This is a genomic window from Arthrospira sp. PCC 8006 (assembly GCF_046480465.1).
In the GTDB taxonomy this organism is placed as follows: Bacteria; Cyanobacteriota; Cyanobacteriia; order Cyanobacteriales; family Microcoleaceae; genus Limnospira; species Limnospira platensis.
In genome coordinates, this window is sequence record NZ_PKGG01000117.1 from 1 (window position 1) to 16,165 (window position 16,165).

Consider the following 16,165-nt stretch of genomic DNA (forward strand, 5'->3'; position numbering starts at 1 on the left):
CCAGAAAGTCGCCCAGAAAAAAGCCGCCAGCATTAGCCAAGCCATTAGCCAAAACCCCCTGAAATTCAACTACCAGAAAACCGACAAATTGCGACTGGGTTATATCTCTCCCGAATTTTATAGTCACGCCGTCGGGCGACTAATTAAAGACATATTTAAACAGCATAATCGCGCCGAATTTGAAGTCTTTAGTTATCACCTATTAAGCGCCCATGATGAAGTCACAGACCAGATAATTCAGGGCGGCGATGAATTTCGGCATCTCGACTCCCTCAGCGCCCCGGAAGCTGCCCAGCAAATCAACAATGATGGCATCCAAATCCTCATCGATTTAGCGGGATATACCGGATACAATAAACCGGAAATCCTAGCCTATCAACCCGCCCCAATACAAGCCAGTTTTCTGGGATATCCCAACACCATGGGAGCAGAATTTATCCAATATTTAATCACCGATACCTGGGTAGTTCCTGATAGCTTATCCCCCTTTTATACCGAAGAAATCATCTATCTACCCCATCAATTCATCTGTTCCCAGATGGACATAGATGACCAACCCTTAAACCGCTCGGATTTCGGATTACCAGAAACCGGATTTGTGTTTGCCTGTTTTAATCGCCACTACAAAATTAGCCCCGACTTATTTCAAGTCTGGATGCAGCTATTACAGGAAGTAGAAGGCAGTGTCCTGTGGCTATCCTTACCGCCAGTAGAAGAAACCCTCAGCCACCTGCGCCAAACTGCCAAGGCTGCGGGAGTAGACCCCCAACGGCTAATTTTTGCGCCCCAAATCCCCCATAACCAATATTTAGCCCGTATGGAATTAGCCGATTTAGGACTAGATACTTGGAACTATAACGGCGGTTCCACCACTATTGCCGCCCTGTATGGAGGCTTACCCGTGTTAACCAAACCCGGTGTCACTAATGCCTCCCGAATGGGAGCCAGTATTTGTGCCAGTGCCGGAGTAACGGAAATGATATGTAACAGCGCCGTTGACTATCAAGAAAAAGCCCTCCATTGGGCAACTAATCCCCAGGAATTGCAGCAGTTAAGGCAGCGGATAAAGGGTCGAGATAGCCCCTTATTTAATGTCTCCCAATTCGTCAGAAATTTAGAGACAGCTTTGCAGCAAATCTGGCATCGTTAAACAGTCCATTGAAATCCATGTATTTTTTAATATTAAGGACAGATATTTATGTCGAACCAAGCACCCCAACTAACAATTACCAACTTCACCCTAACAGCAGTTAACCAAGGCAGTACCGACCCCACAGGAGATAACCTAGGGACAATAATTGACAGAATGATCGTTGATAACCCCCTTAACTTTAGCCTCAATACCAATATCTCCCTGACCGGTGTTTACCGTAGTTCGGTAGCCACAGCGGACTTCAATGGCGACGGCCATATTGACATCCTGCTCACCGGAAGCAGTGATTCAGGCAATATCAGCCAAGTGTATCTCAACGATGGCAGTGGCGGATTTACCGAAGCCACTAATATCTCCCTAACCGGTGTTGACTTTAGTTCGGTAGCCACAGCGGACTTCAATGGCGACGGCCATATTGACATCCTGCTCACCGGCAGCAGTGATTCAGGCACTATCAGCCTAGTGTATCTCAACGATGGCAGTGGCGGATTTACCGAAGCCACTAATACCTCCCTGACCGGTGTTGTCTATGGTTCGGTAGCCACAGCAGACTTCAATGGCGACGGCCATATCGACATCCTGCTCACCGGCSAAGATAGTGACTTTGAGCCCATCAGCCGAGTGTATCTCAATGATGGCAGTGGCGGATTTACCGAAGCCACCAATATCTCCCTGACCGGTGTTGGCGATAGTTCGGTAGCCACAGCAGACTTCAATGGCGACGGCGATATCGACATCCTGCTCACTGGATTGAATGATTCAGTTTTCATCARMGAAGTGTATCTCAACGATGGCAGTGGGGGATTTACCGAAGCCACYAATATCTCCCTGACCGGTGTTKKCSATRGTTCGGTAGCCACAGCAGACTTCAATGGCGACGGCCATATCGACATCCTGCTCACGGGCATGGATAGTAGCTTTCAACCCATCAGCCAAGTGTATCTCAACGATGGCAGTGGGGGATTTACTGAAGCCACCAATATCTCCCTGACCGGTGTTGGCGATAGTTCGGTAGCCACAGCAGACTTCAATGGCGACGGCCATATCGACATCCTGCTCACCGGCCTAGATAGTAGCTTTAGTCCCATCAGCCAAGTCTACACCAATGACCCAATAGAAGTCCCACCAGGCCAAGCCATCTATGAAGCCGACAGCAGCAACGGCACCTGGCAATACAGCACGGACGGCGGCGCGACTTGGGTAGACTTCCCAACAGTTAGCGAAACCAACGCCCTACTTCTGGACAGCAGCAGCCAAGTCCGGTTTGTCCCTAACCCCGACTACAGAGGAGAAGCCACTTACAACTTCCGCGCCTGGGACCAATCAGATGGACTGTTACGGGGGACCACGGCCGACGTTAGCATCAATGGTGGCACCACGGCTTATAGTGGCGAGACTGCCACCGCCACCATCACCATCAACCCGGTCAGACAAGCACCAATTCTCGGTCAAGCGGAGTTTACCCTAACAGCAATTGACGAAGACAGCACCGACCACACAGGAGATAACCTAGGGACAATAATTGGTGACAGCATCACCGTAGATGAACTGACTAACATCTTAGACTTCAGCCTCAATACCAATATCTCCATGACCGGTGTTTACGGTAGTTCCGTAGCCACAGCAGACTTSAATGGCGACGGCCATATCGACATCCTGCTCACCGGCCAAGATAGTAGCGATAACTTCATCAGCCGAGTGTATCTCAACGATGGCAGTGGGGGATTTACCGAAGCCACCAATATCTCCCTGACCGGTGNTGGCTGCTAGTTCGGTAGCCACAGCAGACTTGAATGGCGACGGCGATATCGACATCCTGCTCACGGGATGGGATAGTAGTTTTAACCCCATGAGCCGAGTCTACAACAATGACACTGTATTTGCCTCACCAGCCAAAGCCATCTATGAAGCCGACAGCAGCAACGGCACCTGGCAATACAGCACGGACGGCGGCGCGACTTGGGTAGACTTCCCAGTAGTTAGCGAAACCAACGCCCTACTCCTGGACGGCAGCAGCCAAGTCCGGTTTGTCCCTAACCCCGACTACATAGGAGAAGCCACTTACAACTTCCGCGCCTGGGACCAATCAGATCGACTGTCAGTGGGGACTACGGCCGACGTTAGCACCAATGGCGGCACCACGGCCTATAGTGGCGAGACAGCCACCGCCACCATCACCATCAACCCGGTTAATGATGCCCCGGTCCTCGATAATAGCCAGGACATCGAATTTGCCTTTAATGAAACCTTAGAAGCTACTCCCCCTACCGGAGAGGTCGGCTGGCTAATTAGCGAAATAGTCACCCTTGGTGAAAACGTCACTGATGTAGATAGTGACCCAGTTACAGGTATCGCCATCACCGCCCTAGATGAAACCAATGGCACTTGGTACTACAGCCTTAATAACGGCACAGAATGGACAGCAGTGGGGGCCGTCTCGGACACCAGCGCCTTGTTACTCCCAGACAATCCCAATACTCGCCTATTCTTCTCACCCAACGCCAACTTTAGTGGCACAGTCAACAACAGCATCACCTTCCGCGCCTGGGACCAAACCTTTGGTAATGCCGGAGACTCGGAAGATGTCAGCATCAATGGAGGTACTACGGCCTTCAGTGCGGAAACCGACACCATCACCATCATTGTAGAACCCCTGCCCCGCATTGCCAGTGTTAGCGTTCCCACGGCCAATAACTACGGCATTGGACAGGAACTCGAATTTACCGTCACGTTCTCACAAGCGGTGACTATCTCTGGTGAAGTCTCCCTGCCCATTACCCTGAATACGGGGGGTGTGGTGAATGCCGCCCTGGTGGGTGATGGGTCATCTGCTATCACCCACAGCTTCCGTTACACGGTTGCCGAAGGAGATGAAGACTTAGACGGGATAGAAGTAGGTTCAGAGCTGATTATAGCAGATGGAGCTACCATTGTCAATAGTAATGGCATGAGTGCAGTTTTAACACTCAATGCGATCGGTGATACCACTGCCATATTAGTCGATGGCATAGCACCTGTTGATGAGGATGAACCCGTTGATGAGGATGAACCCGTTGAYGAGGATGMACCCGTTGATGAGGATGAACCCGTTGATGAGGATGAACTCTGTTGATGAGGATGRACCCGTAGACGGTGAAACTCCTGTTGATGAGGATGAACCCGTTGATGAGGATGAACCCGTTGATGAGGATGAACCCGTAGACGGTGAAACTCCTGTTGATGAGGATGAACCCGTTGATGAGGATGAACCCGTTGATGAGGATGAACCCGTAGACGGTGAAACYCCTGTTGATGAGGATGAACCCGTTGATGAGGATGAACCTGTAGACGGTGAAACTCCTGTTGATGAGGATGAACCCGTTGATGAGGATGAACCTGTTGATGAGGATGAACCCGTAGACGGTGAAACTCCTGTTGATGAGGCTCCTGTGCGAGATGATGTGATTAGCACAATTCCTCCTGTGTTTGTGATGCCTCAAATGCCACCCAATGAACCGACTCGTGGACCTATTGTTGAGGAGACKCAAGAAACACCGACCCCGCCGGTRACACCACCTGTGGTTTTTACGTTGTACAACCCGGCTAATTTCGTTGCTCCTATCTCCTTCCCTCTGCTGTTATCGCCGGAAATGATGCCACGGGCTTCGGGAGTTTTCACCAGTGATGATGGCGTAATTCAGGGAACACAAGGGGATGATGTGATTGTGGGTACTGAAGAAGATGATATTATCCTCGCGGGTCAAGGGGATGATATTGTTATTGCTGGCGATCGCAATAATTTGATTTTCGGCGAAGCGGGTAACGATACCCTCATTGGCGGTCCGGGAAATGATACCCTGTTTGGCAACCAAGGAAATGACCTGATTTTTGGTGGCTCGGGCAATGATGAAATCTATGGCGGTCAAGGAAATGACACTATTTCTGGTGGCGGCGGAAATGACCTGATTTTTGGTGGTCTGGGTGATGATTTCATCGAAGGAAATGAGGGTAATGATACCTTGTTTGGCAACCGGGGTAATGACACCATTTTCGGTGGTTCAGGAGATGACCTTATCTATGGTGGTCAAGGAAATGACCTGATCCATGGAGGTTCGGGAAATGATACCCTATTCGGAGATGCAGGAAATGACACTATCTTTGGTGGAGAAGGTGATGACCTGATTTTTGGTGGAGAAGGTGATGATATCCTAATTGGTGCGGAGGGTAATGATACCCTCACCGGTGGAGAGGGTCGCGATCGCTTTGTAATTGCTGCTACCCATGGCACTAATACGATTACTGATTTCACCGTTGGTCAGGATATGATTCTCCTTGATGGTGGATTAACTTTTGAGGAATTGACGATCGCCTCTGTTGGTAGTCAAACCCAGATTCTCTTAGGGTCTCAAGTGCTGGCGGAACTTTTGGGTGTGGACGCTAACGCCATTGCCCAAAATGACTTCGACACTCTTATATACTAACTAGGTACTTGTGGGGGCTTTTTGCCCCCACTGTCTCTGGTTATGGTCTCCCTAATATGTTCCAAGCTACTCGAAGACGTTTAGCTTCATGGTATACTGCTGTAACTGCGGTGTTGTTAGTCTTATTCGCTAGTGGATTTTATCTGTATGTCCGCAATACGTTAATCGATCGCATTGATGACACCCTCAATCATGTAGTAGAAGTAATTGAGCGATCGCTTGTCATTGAACCCGTTAACAGCCCCATTTCTCCATCTTCAGCTATGAGGGTGGCGCTTTATCAGGTTAATGTCGAGGCGAGTTTTCGCAATAATGTTGATGCTGCCGCCGATGACGATCATATTGATTTAGAATGGTTCAGCCCCACCGGAGAGTTATTATGGTCTACCCTCTCTGAACCCCTTGATATTCCCCTCCATACCCACCGCAATGGCGAAACCGTCCGGTTAACTGATCATCATTGGTCTTTGATTACTCAACTGTCCGCAGATCCTAACCCCACTTCCCAGAAAATGGTATTGCGACAGGTGACAGACCGCGTAGAAAGGGGTCGCCAGGTGTTGGGATATTTGCGGGTGAGTCATCCCTGGTTTGAGGTGACAAAGCCTATTCGTCAATTATTAACCGATTTGGCTATGGGGGGGGCGATGATTTTAATTTCCGTGGCGGCTATTGGTTGGTTTTTATCGGAATTAGCGATCGAACCTGTGCGAGAATCCTATCAACATCTTAAACAGTTTACCGCTGATGCTTCCCACGAACTCCGTAGCCCGATCGCCACTATTCAAACTAATGTGCAGGTGGCTTTAGCAGAACCTGATCTTAATGCAGATATTCATCAGCAATTACAAGTAATTGAACGTTTGACTAGGCGCTTAGGTCGCTTGGTGGATGATTTGCTATTTTTAGCCCGAACTGATGGCAAAATTGTCGAATCTCAGTTTACTTCTGTTCCCCTCGATGCTTTGCTAATGGAGGTGATAGAAGAACAATCTGCTAACGCCGAGGCTGCTGATATTAATTTATCACTAAATTTAGTTGATCCTCCTTCCCTATGGTGGGCGGGTGATACCTTACCCCCAGAAACAGAAACTGATTGGTTTACGGTGGAAGGCGATCGCCATCAATTAGTTCGGCTGTTGATTAATTTAGTTAGTAATAGCCTCCGCTATACTCCCAGGGGGGGAGAAGTGTCTTTAACCCTGCAATATCTCCCCAAAAATAAGCGATCGCCACGTCCTACTCACTCCAGAGAATACTACCATTGGCAAGAACAGTTTGAAGGCTTGCAGGTCATAGTCAAAGATAATGGTATTGGTATCCCCCCAGAAGCTATTCCCCACATTTTCGATCGCTTTTATCGAGTAGATCCAGCCCGCCCCCATGTAGAAACCGCCCAACCCCCAGGCGGTAGGGGAATCGCCGGTTCCGGGCTAGGTTTGGCGATTGTATCAGCGATCGTTGAGAATCATCGAGGTAAAATTGACGTGGAAAGTCAAATTAATCAGGGAACAACAGTTACTGTCACCTTTCCCGTCCCACCAACTAATTGATCATCTGGGTGTGTGGTAGTGGGTAAGGGCGGGTTATGGCATCAAGCCAATCACAAGTCCTCAGAACCCGCCCCAACCAGGGAATAGGGGATATTACATTGAGGGAAAATGAGTGCCGATTTTCTGACCGTCTGGCATATAAACCTGTAGGGGAATCCTAGCATTATCGCTAATAGACTCCAAAGCTACAATAAGCGTATTAACATGGTTTCTCGCCTGCGATCGCGGCTGTGGATTTCCCGCCCTATCTCCAGAAATTGCCGAGTTTTTAATTTGCTGAACATACTCAGAAGTTAACCGGACTGTAATCAAATCACGACTAATGCCATAGTTGCAAATTTTCGGATTTCCGGCACAAGTGCGACTGAGATCCCCCCGTGCTTTTTCCAATCGTGACTCAATTTGAACCTGAGCCTGCACCTGTTGCCATGCTTGATTATAACCTGGTATTAGGGACTGCATTTCCAGGTAATAGGAACTACTCTGAGGAACATTGTTAGCAAAAGAAACCGCCCGACCCCAGGCGCGAGAGGCTTCATTCCAGGCTTCCCGTTGTTCAAAAATGCGGGCTTGGTCGGCATTATTTACAGCTCGGTTATAGGCTTCTAAACCCACCTGTTCAATAGTTTTGCGATCGCGAGAATCTTCTAAGCTGGACTGATAACGAACCAGTAATAATTGAGCCTCCTGGTGAGCCATAGTGCCCGGTGGAATCGATGCCAGAATATTAGTCGCACTTTGCCAGGTATCATAGACCGATTGCCAACTCTCCGCGTGTCTAGCGACCCCCTGACGCGCCCTAGCGACCTGTGCGGTGTTTTTTGCTCTTTCGAGGGTTTGCTGGGCTTCTCGCTCCAATGAGAGCCGCCCACGCACTGTAGCTAAATTGGCACGATATTGAGTTACGCGGGTTTCGGCAAAGGGATAAATGATGCTCTCTGGGGGGACTTTTTGTAGTTGAGCGATCGCATCTTCCCATAACTGCTGCATTTTCTGCCAATCATCCAGAGGGTGGGGGGGATTTTGACTCATTTGCGCCGCCACCCCAGCCATAGTCAAAGCCGTGACCACAGAAGTTAAATTCTGTTGTTCGTGTTGATAATCCCTCAATAGCATCCGCGCCTCCAAATGATGAGGAGACCACCAGGGAATAGTTTCCAGTAATGCGATCGCTCCCACCAACTCCTGACGAGCCAATCCCGGCGCTCTAGCCGTCGGTACAGTTTCGATAGTATTTTGGGATTGTTGAGCCAAACTCCTCGCCTGGTGAATTTCCCGACATTCTCCAATCACACAGGGACGGGTGAGAGTATACAGACAAGCCAAAGCCACCACCACACCCACCCCCATTTGAGGAGACAGCAGAATTTTCCTGAGTAAACCCGGAGATTTCTCAGAGCCACTGTCCGAGTCAACAGTGATAACCACACCTTCGAGATCCTTCGGGTCAAAAGGATTTTCAGCATCATCGATAGCAGTATCATACTCCGACTCATGCTCAAAAGGATTGGGCAAATCAGGGGCTGTAGATGTATCCCTTGTAGTCAGATAATTTCGAGTCAATGATGGTTTTTCTTGAAGGGTTGCCTTCATATTCACTCCTAACGTATAATAGGAAAATTGTTAGATTACCGAGCCATTAATTTAAGCCTAGTTCCCGCTTGAGCAAATTAATCGACTTGCTACCGATATAATTTTCACAGCAGACCAACTGAGGGGGGCGGATAATCTCCTCACGATTAGCGAGTATGGCATCCTTAACAGATTTAACACTAGCCTGATCGCAAATCACCACCTTAGCGCCACGAACAATAGCATTAATTTTATAGTCATCTGGCAGTTGAGCAGTCATAACCAATACATCATCCCCCCGCAGACTGTGAATAATCACCTCCGTGGCTCGTAACAACCCCGAGCTGAGGCTAACAATTCCCAAATAAGTCCCTTTGGGTAACTGTTGAACCAAAGCAATTTCCTTAGCAAAATCATAAATATCAACGGGAATGACCCGCACAGACCTCGGACCCGCTACAGCTTCCGCTTCTCCGATAAAATAGCGACTGGTGACAACAGTTCCCGACGGAACCTGTTCTATGGTTTCTGCTAGTTTTTCAATAGGTACGAGTTGGACGGGAATTTTGAGAGCGACCTCTAACTCCTGAGCCATTAGCTGACCAATACCAATATCTTGGGTGGGGGCTGTGACCAAGACGCGGGCGCTACAACGTAACCGCCAGTCAATTTCGGCTAAAAATAGTTCGCGGGCTTCATTGAGGCTACAGCCTTGGGATAATAAGTTATCTAAACTCTGTTGAATAATTTGGTTAGCTTGTGGGTAATACTGCAAAATGGGGGAACTAGCCCGGGAGGGGCCTTCATGACCCAAGGCTTTGACATAAATTCCTGACCCGGCTTGGGCTTCTACTAAACCATGATCTTCGAGTTGTCGATAAACTTTACTAATGGTATTGCGGTGTAGTCCTGTCTGCATTGCCAGTTGGCGGGTGCTGGGTAAGCGGTGCCCTGGGGGAAACTGGCGAGAAGCTATAGCAAACCGAATTTGGTTAAAAAGTTGATTGGAAGCGGGAATTTCGCTGTCGGGTTGAATGTAAAACTGAACCATAACCAATCTCCAGAGGGTCGGTATGAGCAGACTTGAGCCTGCGGTGGGGTTTGACGGTTAGGGGAACTGTCAGGTTTGATAAATACTATAGTTGGAAAGTTAAACCAGTAAAGCATCATCAGCCCATGAATGATTTTGGGAGTGGCTTTCCTGTGTTACCGAAAATAACTGAATCATGGAATTATGGCAGATTTAGAGATTCGTACCAATCATGTTACCGTTAAAAATGGCGATCTGAATATCGCGGCTTATCTGGCGGAACCCACCCAGGGGGGACCTTATCCGGGTGTGGTGGTGATCCAAGAAATTTTTGGGGTCAATTCCCATATTCGAGATGTTACCGATCGCATTGCTGGGTTAGGATATGTGGCGATCGCTCCTGCTATTTACCAACGCTTGGCTCCTGGTTTTGAGGTCGGTTACACCGACGCAGATCTGCAATTGGGGCGCAAATACAAGGAACAAACTACAGCCCCGGAACTCCTCAGCGATATTCAAGCCACTATTGATTTCCTCAAACAGCGAGATAATGTCAAAAATGCGCCTTTTGGTGCCATTGGCTTCTGTTTTGGTGGTCATGTAACTTATCTGGCTGCTACCCTCCCTGATATTGGCGCGACGGCTTCCTTCTATGGCGCGGGAATTGTTACCGGAACTCCCGGCGGCGGACCGGCTACCGTCACTCGCACTGCCGAAATTAAGGGAACTCTGTATGGCTTCTTTGGTACCGAAGATCCTTTAATCCCTAATTCTGAGGTTGACCAAATTGAGGCGGAACTGCAAAAATGTAAGATTCCCCATCGCATTTTTCGTTACCAAGCTACCCACGGTTTTTTCTGTGAGCAGCGAGATAGCTATAATAAAGATGCGGCTGAAGATGCCTGGAAACAAGTTAGGGAACTTTTCGCTCTTGAACTAACAGGCTCTTAGGAACTTGGGGACGCTTGAGGGGTTGGCGATCGCATATCGCTTAACCCTTTCAATTCCGTCTACTAAATGGCTTCTCATCTTAGGATATCTTAGACTTTTGTTCCCAGAGAGAGCAGCCAAAACTCGGAAATCAAGGGAAAGCGCGAGAACGGGTTAAAGTGTGAATTTGTATTTGGTTGGTTTATTTTATGACAACAGGAAATCAGTCTTTTTCAATTGATGATTTTGCCAAAGCCCTAGAAGCTCATGATTATGATTTACAAAAAGGGCAAATCGTGACAGGTCGGGTATTTGAGTATGATTCTAATGGTGCATATATTGAAATCAAAGGTGGTAAATCACCCGGATTTTTACCCATGTCCGAAATCTCCTTCACAGCAGGGGATAATCTATCGGAGATTTTACCCCTAGGTGAAGAACAAGAGTTTTTGATTATCCGTGACCAAAATTCTGATGGTCAAGTTTTACTGTCTCTGCGACAATTGCAAGTTGAAAAGGCTTGGGATAATTTGTCGGAAACCTCCGAAAATTCCGAAAGTTTACAGGTGCGAGTTACTGGAGTTAATCGCGGCGGCGTAACTGTCGATGTCGATTGTTTGCGGGGATTTATTCCTCGATCGCATCTCCTGGATCGAGAAAATTTAGAGGCTTTGGTCGGCGAAACTATCACCGTGACAATTATCGAGTTTAATCGCGATCGCCAAAAGCTGGTACTGTCTCAACGTATGGCTTCTCAATCCGTTTCCTTTAGTCAGCTTCAAGTTGGTCAACTCGTAGAGGGAACCGTCGGAAGTATTAAGCCTTTTGGCGTGTTTATCGAACTAGAAGGCGTAACTGGGTTGATTCATATTAAGGAAGTTAGCCAAAAATATGTCGGTTCTCTCCCTGATATATTTACCCTTGGTCAAACCGTGAAAGCCTTAGTTATTAGCCTAGAAGAGGGTCGCCAGCGCGTATCTCTCTCCACTCGACTTCTGGAAAATTACCCAGGTGAAATTGTCGAGAAATTCCCCGAAGTGATGGATTCTGCCGAAGCGCGCGCCGAGAGGGCTCGCAAGTTGATTACAGCTTAAATATCCCTGAAAAATCGGGCAGCTTGTAGTTGCCCGAACTAGGTATTAACTGATAAATTGATGGTAATTTATTGATGATTTATGGACTGGGAATTGATGGGGGTGGCACTAAAACTGTTTGTCTGTTAATTGACGATCGCTATCAGGTCTTAGGTAGGGGAGAAGCCGGACCCTCTAATTATCAAAATCTCGGTTTGTCAGCCGCTGAAATCGCTATTAAAAACGCTATTTCTCAAGCCGTTAGCTATCACCAACCCGGTATTTCTATTGGTAGTTTAGGATTGGGTTTGGCGGGGGTAGGTCGCCCCGAAGATGTCGAAATTGTCCGGGAATTGGTGCAACAAATTCAGTCCGATGAACAACTACAAATTGACTGGAATATTGCACCGGAAAATCTGTTCATTGGCGGCGATAGTCTCATCGCACTGGTGGGGGGGTTAGGTCATAATGTGGGAATTGTCGCTATGGCTGGGACAGGTTCTCAGGTGTTTGGACGTAACCACCACGGGAAGATAAAAAGGGTTGGTGGTTGGGGTTATATTTTGGGTGATGAAGGCGGCGGTTATGATATCGCTGTCCGAGGGTTGCGCGCCGTTATGCGATCGTTTGATGGCCGTTTACCGCCAACTCGCTTGACTCAAGAATTACTCAAGGAACTCAGTTTAAAGTCTCCTGAAAGGCTCATAGAATCCGTTTATAGGCGTGGTTGGGGGGTGCGAGATATGGCAGCATTATCTACTATTATTGACCGCGTGGCAGCCGAGGGAGACCCCGTAGCAGAAACTATCATAAATGATGTGGCTGAGGAATTCATTTTAGCTACTCAAGTGGCGATCGCCGATTTATTTAATCCCGGTGAATTTTGCGAAATTGTAACAGTAGGTGGAATTTGGCGTGGCTGGTCAAATTTACGGTCTCAATTCATCACTGGAATTAATGCGATCGCTCCCCAAGCTGACATAGTATGGCCCCGTCATGAGCCCGCATTCGGAGCCGCATTATTGGCTATGGAATTCAAATAACTTAACCTGAACCTTAGATAGATACAGCCTGTTCAGAAATCATCGGATCACCTCTCAAAGCCCCCTTCGACAAGCTCAGGACAAGCCTCTCCCAGAAGGGACAGGGGTTTGGGGTGTAGACGCGCAGCGGCTTCTCTTTGAGTGGGCTTTACCTCATGAGTCTGAGAACCGCTATATATAGCGATCGTCATTTGGTATAATAGGAGTAAGCCTATAGCCAAAAACGGCACATCTGCACAGTAGAGGCGGAAGCAATTTAATCATACTTACACATTCAACACCTCCCAACTAATTAAACCCATCCCCTCTCAACAGATGACCTATAACTGCTGAATAACCATTAAATTAATGACATCCCAAAAACCACATTTAACATTCTTTCAACTCATCAATATGAGTGTCGGATTTTTCGGCATTCAGTTTGGCTGGGGGTTGCAAATGGCAAATATGAGCGCCATTTTTGAACACCTAGGCGCTCAAGCTCACCAAATCCCCATTTTATGGCTCGCTGCACCCCTAACCGGGCTATTGGTTCAGCCAATTATCGGTCACATGAGTGACAACACTTGGAACTTTTTAGGACGCAGAAGACCTTACTTTTTAGTCGGTGCTATTCTCAGTGCGATCGCCTTAATTTTCATGCCCACTTCCTCCAGTCTGTGGATGGCTGCTGGTCTCTTATGGATACTAGACACCTCCGTTAATATCAGCATGGAACCCTTTAGGGCTTTTGTTGGGGATTTACTACCCGAAAACCAGCGAACGCGAGGCTTTGCTATGCAGAGTTTATTCATTGGTTTAGGGGCTGTAGTGGCTTCCGTATTCCCCTGGTTTTTAAACCATGTTTTTGATGTATCATCAGTCGGAATAGACGGACAAGCCATTCCCTTAACCGTCAAATTTTCCTTCTATATCGGCGCGGCAGTTTTTTTGGGCACCGTCCTCTGGACTGTCTTAACCACCGAAGAATATCCACCCCAAGATATCGAGAATTTCAACAATCAAAATAAAGGCGGTATTCTCCAAGGAATAAAAGACATTTGGGATGCTTTCCGAGATATGCCAGAAACCATGGTACAATTGTCCTGGGTACAGTGGTTTACCTGGATGGGAATGTATTGTATTTTCCTGTATTTCCCCCCAGCAGTTGCCCGGAATATTTTTGGTGCAGTTGATCAGGATTCCCTATTATATTCTGAGGGGATAGAATGGGCTGGACTTTGTATCGCCGCTTATAATGCCGTCTGTTTTGGGTTCTCGTTTATCTTACCCCAAATAGCCAAATCAACTAATCGCCAAATTGCCCATTCTTTCTGCTTAATATGTGGGGCGGTGGGATTATTTTCTCTGGTGACAATTGATAATCAATACCTCCTATTCCTACCAATGATTGGTATAGGTATTGCTTGGTCTAGTATTCTATCTATGCCTTATGCTATGTTGGTGGGATGTCTACCACCAGACCGCACAGGTATATATATGGGGATTTTCAATTTCTTTATCGTCTTACCACAAATCACCGTCTCTCTCGGGTTTGGTTGGGTGATGCGAAATCTCCTGAATAATGACCGCCTATCTGCTGTGATTATTGGTGGTGTATTTTTCCTAATGGCGGCGGCTTTAACTCAGCGGGTACAACCAGCATCAACTATGCTTGAAAGTCCTAAGCAACCTGTCACCCAAGCTGATATTACCTCTACTTAATTGATGGCTGTTTCTCTCGCTGGTGAATCTCTATGAGGCTGGGAATCTACTTTAAAGATGCCGATATGGTTTAATAGGGTTGGGGGTAGTGTTGTTGCTACCCTACAACCATAGACCATTTACCTGGTTCTCAATTATGAAACTCAAAAAAGCGCTTTTAGTAATTAGTATCTGCTGCTGGGGATTACTTTTTCCGGTGTGGAATTGGGGGATAATTCCCCCGGCTGAGGCTGCCAAAACACCCGTAATTATTACCCCCAGCGAGGAAGTTTCCCAGGGTGTTGATCAGTTTATTCACAAGTTGCCCCGCGACTATTATAACATAAATAAAGTCGCCCAGGTCAAAAAACTTTCCCAAAGCGATCGCGCCTTATTTATTGATGTGCGGGAACCCTCCGAATACAGGCAAGGTCACATCCAAGGAGCCATTAATATTCCCCTACGGACTCTCACCGAACGCCTAGACGACATTCCCCATGACCGCCAGGTGGTKATKTACTGCTCAAGTGGCTACCGGACAGGCATTGCCGTAGCTTCCTTACAACTATTAGGCTACAACAATATCAAAKGATTTGCCCCCAGTATCAATGCCTGGAAAGAGGCAGGAGAACCCTTAGAAAAATAGTCCTCAATCCTCTATTTTTTCATCGGAAAACTGCCTCTTATGGAACTATAAGAAGTCATGACTAATCAATAAATTCCTCCGAAAATTGCTCTGGATTTTCGATAGAATCCTGTAGTTGTTGAAGTATTGAGCCAGAATGTACCTCTGGTTGCGGTTGGGGTTGTGGTTCCGGTTGCGGTTGTGGTTCCGGTTGTAGTTCCGGTTGCGGTTGTGGTTCCGGTTCGCGGACACTTTCCGGGGCTAATTCTGGGTTAAATTCCTGTTGTGGTTGCGGTTGTGGTTCCGGTTCGCGGACACTTTCCGGAGCTGGGGCTGGGGCCGGAGCTGGGGCCGGAGCTGGAGCGGGGGCCGGAGCTGGGGCTGGCGCTGGAGCTGGAGCGGGGGCTGGAGCCTGAATCGGAGCCACCGACTGGCAATTCTCGCTATCGAAATTAAAATCATACTGATAAGCCATGGGGCGACCCTGACCCTCAAAGGGAATATCGGCAATAGCTGCGATCGCCGCATTATCCAAAATCGGATAACCCGTTCCTCTCAATAACCGGGGTCCAGCAATTACGCCACCACCAGAACCAATCATCACCCCAACCAAGGCTTGACCGCTGAGATTTTGGTCACAGGCTTCTGCTGGATATAGTGCCGAGATACTGCGAGGTCGGGTGGTGTCCAAGTCAGGATAATCCGGCAGCATCGACAGCACCCATTCTGCATAGGCTCCCCCACCTTCTAACATGGCATACTGACTATCAGAAACCTGTCCGGTAGGGGTAGATGGTGCAACGGCATCATCAGAAGACGGAGAACCAACAGCCTCGGCACGACGCTGGTTGTCTGCCTCTAGTCTAGCTAATATTGAACCCCGCCCATCAGGTTGTTGTACTTCGGTTTCCGGGGTAAACTCTTGGGTAGGTTCGGCAGAGTCCTGAGATTCCCTAGGTATTCGCGGAGGTTGATTATAGCTAGGGTCATGTTCAGGAAACCGAGGCCGAGGTGGAGGGGGTGGCAACATGGAAAACTGCTCC

Annotated in this window: 13 protein-coding genes; 10 read left to right on the plus strand and 3 right to left on the minus strand. The window is 48.0% G+C overall.

Annotated elements, in window-relative coordinates:
- From B9T16_RS16565 to B9T16_RS16585, 5 genes are all read left to right on the plus strand, one after another.
- Window positions 1-1,150 (plus strand): hypothetical protein (locus B9T16_RS16565; protein WP_410245280.1); only part of this gene is annotated, 1,150 nt, incomplete at its 5' end.
- Between the two features lie 48 nt (window positions 1,151-1,198).
- Window positions 1,199-2,923, plus strand: a complete 1,725-nt coding sequence (locus B9T16_RS16570) for an FG-GAP repeat domain-containing protein (RefSeq protein WP_410245281.1) — start codon at window positions 1,199-1,201, stop codon at window positions 2,921-2,923.
- The gene (locus B9T16_RS16575; protein ID WP_410245282.1) at window positions 2,910-4,265 is read left to right on the plus strand and encodes a hypothetical protein; all 1,356 of its coding nucleotides are present in this window, start codon (window positions 2,910-2,912) and stop codon (window positions 4,263-4,265) included. The genes B9T16_RS16570 and B9T16_RS16575 overlap by 14 nt, the downstream gene beginning before the upstream one ends.
- A complete protein-coding gene (locus B9T16_RS16580; protein ID WP_410245283.1) occupies window positions 4,246-5,613 on the plus strand; it encodes a calcium-binding protein in 1,368 nt (455 codons plus the stop codon). The genes B9T16_RS16575 and B9T16_RS16580 overlap by 20 nt, the downstream gene beginning before the upstream one ends.
- A 56-nt stretch (window positions 5,614-5,669) precedes the next feature.
- Window positions 5,670-7,166: a sensor histidine kinase gene (locus B9T16_RS16585; RefSeq protein ID WP_410245284.1), complete on the plus strand. Its 1,497-nt coding sequence runs from the start codon at window positions 5,670-5,672 to the stop codon at window positions 7,164-7,166.
- A 93-nt stretch (window positions 7,167-7,259) separates the two neighbouring features.
- Here B9T16_RS16585 and B9T16_RS16590 read toward each other — a convergent pair whose 3' ends face one another.
- Together B9T16_RS16590 and B9T16_RS16595 are read right to left on the minus strand one after the other, a co-directional pair.
- Window positions 7,260-8,759, minus strand: coding sequence for a hypothetical protein (locus B9T16_RS16590; RefSeq protein WP_006617551.1), 1,500 nt, complete (start codon window positions 8,757-8,759; stop codon window positions 7,260-7,262).
- A gap of 46 nt (window positions 8,760-8,805) precedes the next feature.
- Window positions 8,806-9,789, minus strand: coding sequence for a GntR family transcriptional regulator (locus tag B9T16_RS16595; protein ID WP_006617550.1), 984 nt, complete (start codon window positions 9,787-9,789; stop codon window positions 8,806-8,808).
- A 183-nt stretch (window positions 9,790-9,972) separates the two neighbouring features.
- Here B9T16_RS16595 and B9T16_RS16600 point away from each other — a divergent pair, with 183 nt between their 5' ends.
- From B9T16_RS16600 to B9T16_RS16620, 5 genes are all read left to right on the plus strand, one after another.
- Window positions 9,973-10,719: a dienelactone hydrolase family protein gene (locus B9T16_RS16600; RefSeq protein ID WP_014274951.1), complete on the plus strand. Its 747-nt coding sequence runs from the start codon at window positions 9,973-9,975 to the stop codon at window positions 10,717-10,719.
- A 188-nt stretch (window positions 10,720-10,907) separates the two neighbouring features.
- Window positions 10,908-11,792, plus strand: a complete 885-nt coding sequence (locus B9T16_RS16605) for a S1 RNA-binding domain-containing protein (protein WP_006617548.1) — start codon at window positions 10,908-10,910, stop codon at window positions 11,790-11,792.
- Window positions 11,793-11,866: 74 nt separating this feature from the next.
- Window positions 11,867-12,814, plus strand: coding sequence for an N-acetylglucosamine kinase (locus B9T16_RS16610; RefSeq protein WP_410223142.1), 948 nt, complete (start codon window positions 11,867-11,869; stop codon window positions 12,812-12,814).
- 348 nt (window positions 12,815-13,162) lie between these two features.
- Complete coding sequence (locus B9T16_RS16615; protein WP_014274954.1) at window positions 13,163-14,518, plus strand: MFS transporter; 1,356 nt, start codon at window positions 13,163-13,165, stop codon at window positions 14,516-14,518.
- Between the two features lie 136 nt (window positions 14,519-14,654).
- The gene (locus tag B9T16_RS16620) at window positions 14,655-15,143 is read left to right on the plus strand and encodes a rhodanese-like domain-containing protein (protein WP_410245285.1); all 489 of its coding nucleotides are present in this window, start codon (window positions 14,655-14,657) and stop codon (window positions 15,141-15,143) included.
- A gap of 61 nt (window positions 15,144-15,204) precedes the next feature.
- Here B9T16_RS16620 and B9T16_RS16625 read toward each other — a convergent pair.
- Window positions 15,205-16,165, minus strand: a 961-nt coding sequence (locus B9T16_RS16625; RefSeq protein WP_410245286.1) for an energy transducer TonB, incomplete at its 5' end; no start/stop codon positions are given.

Coding starts and splice junctions, on each gene's coding strand:
- B9T16_RS16585 (WP_410245284.1), top strand. CDS start 5,670: ATGTTCCAAGCTACTCGAAGACGTTTAGCTTCATGGTATACTGCTGTA.
- B9T16_RS16590 (WP_006617551.1), bottom strand. CDS start 8,759: ATGAAGGCAACCCTTCAAGAAAAACCATCATTGACTCGAAATTATCTG.
- B9T16_RS16595 (WP_006617550.1), bottom strand. CDS start 9,789: ATGGTTCAGTTTTACATTCAACCCGACAGCGAAATTCCCGCTTCCAAT.
- B9T16_RS16600 (WP_014274951.1), top strand. CDS start 9,973: ATGGCAGATTTAGAGATTCGTACCAATCATGTTACCGTTAAAAATGGC.
- B9T16_RS16605 (WP_006617548.1), top strand. CDS start 10,908: ATGACAACAGGAAATCAGTCTTTTTCAATTGATGATTTTGCCAAAGCC.
- B9T16_RS16610 (WP_410223142.1), top strand. CDS start 11,867: ATGATTTATGGACTGGGAATTGATGGGGGTGGCACTAAAACTGTTTGT.
- B9T16_RS16615 (WP_014274954.1), top strand. CDS start 13,163: ATGACATCCCAAAAACCACATTTAACATTCTTTCAACTCATCAATATG.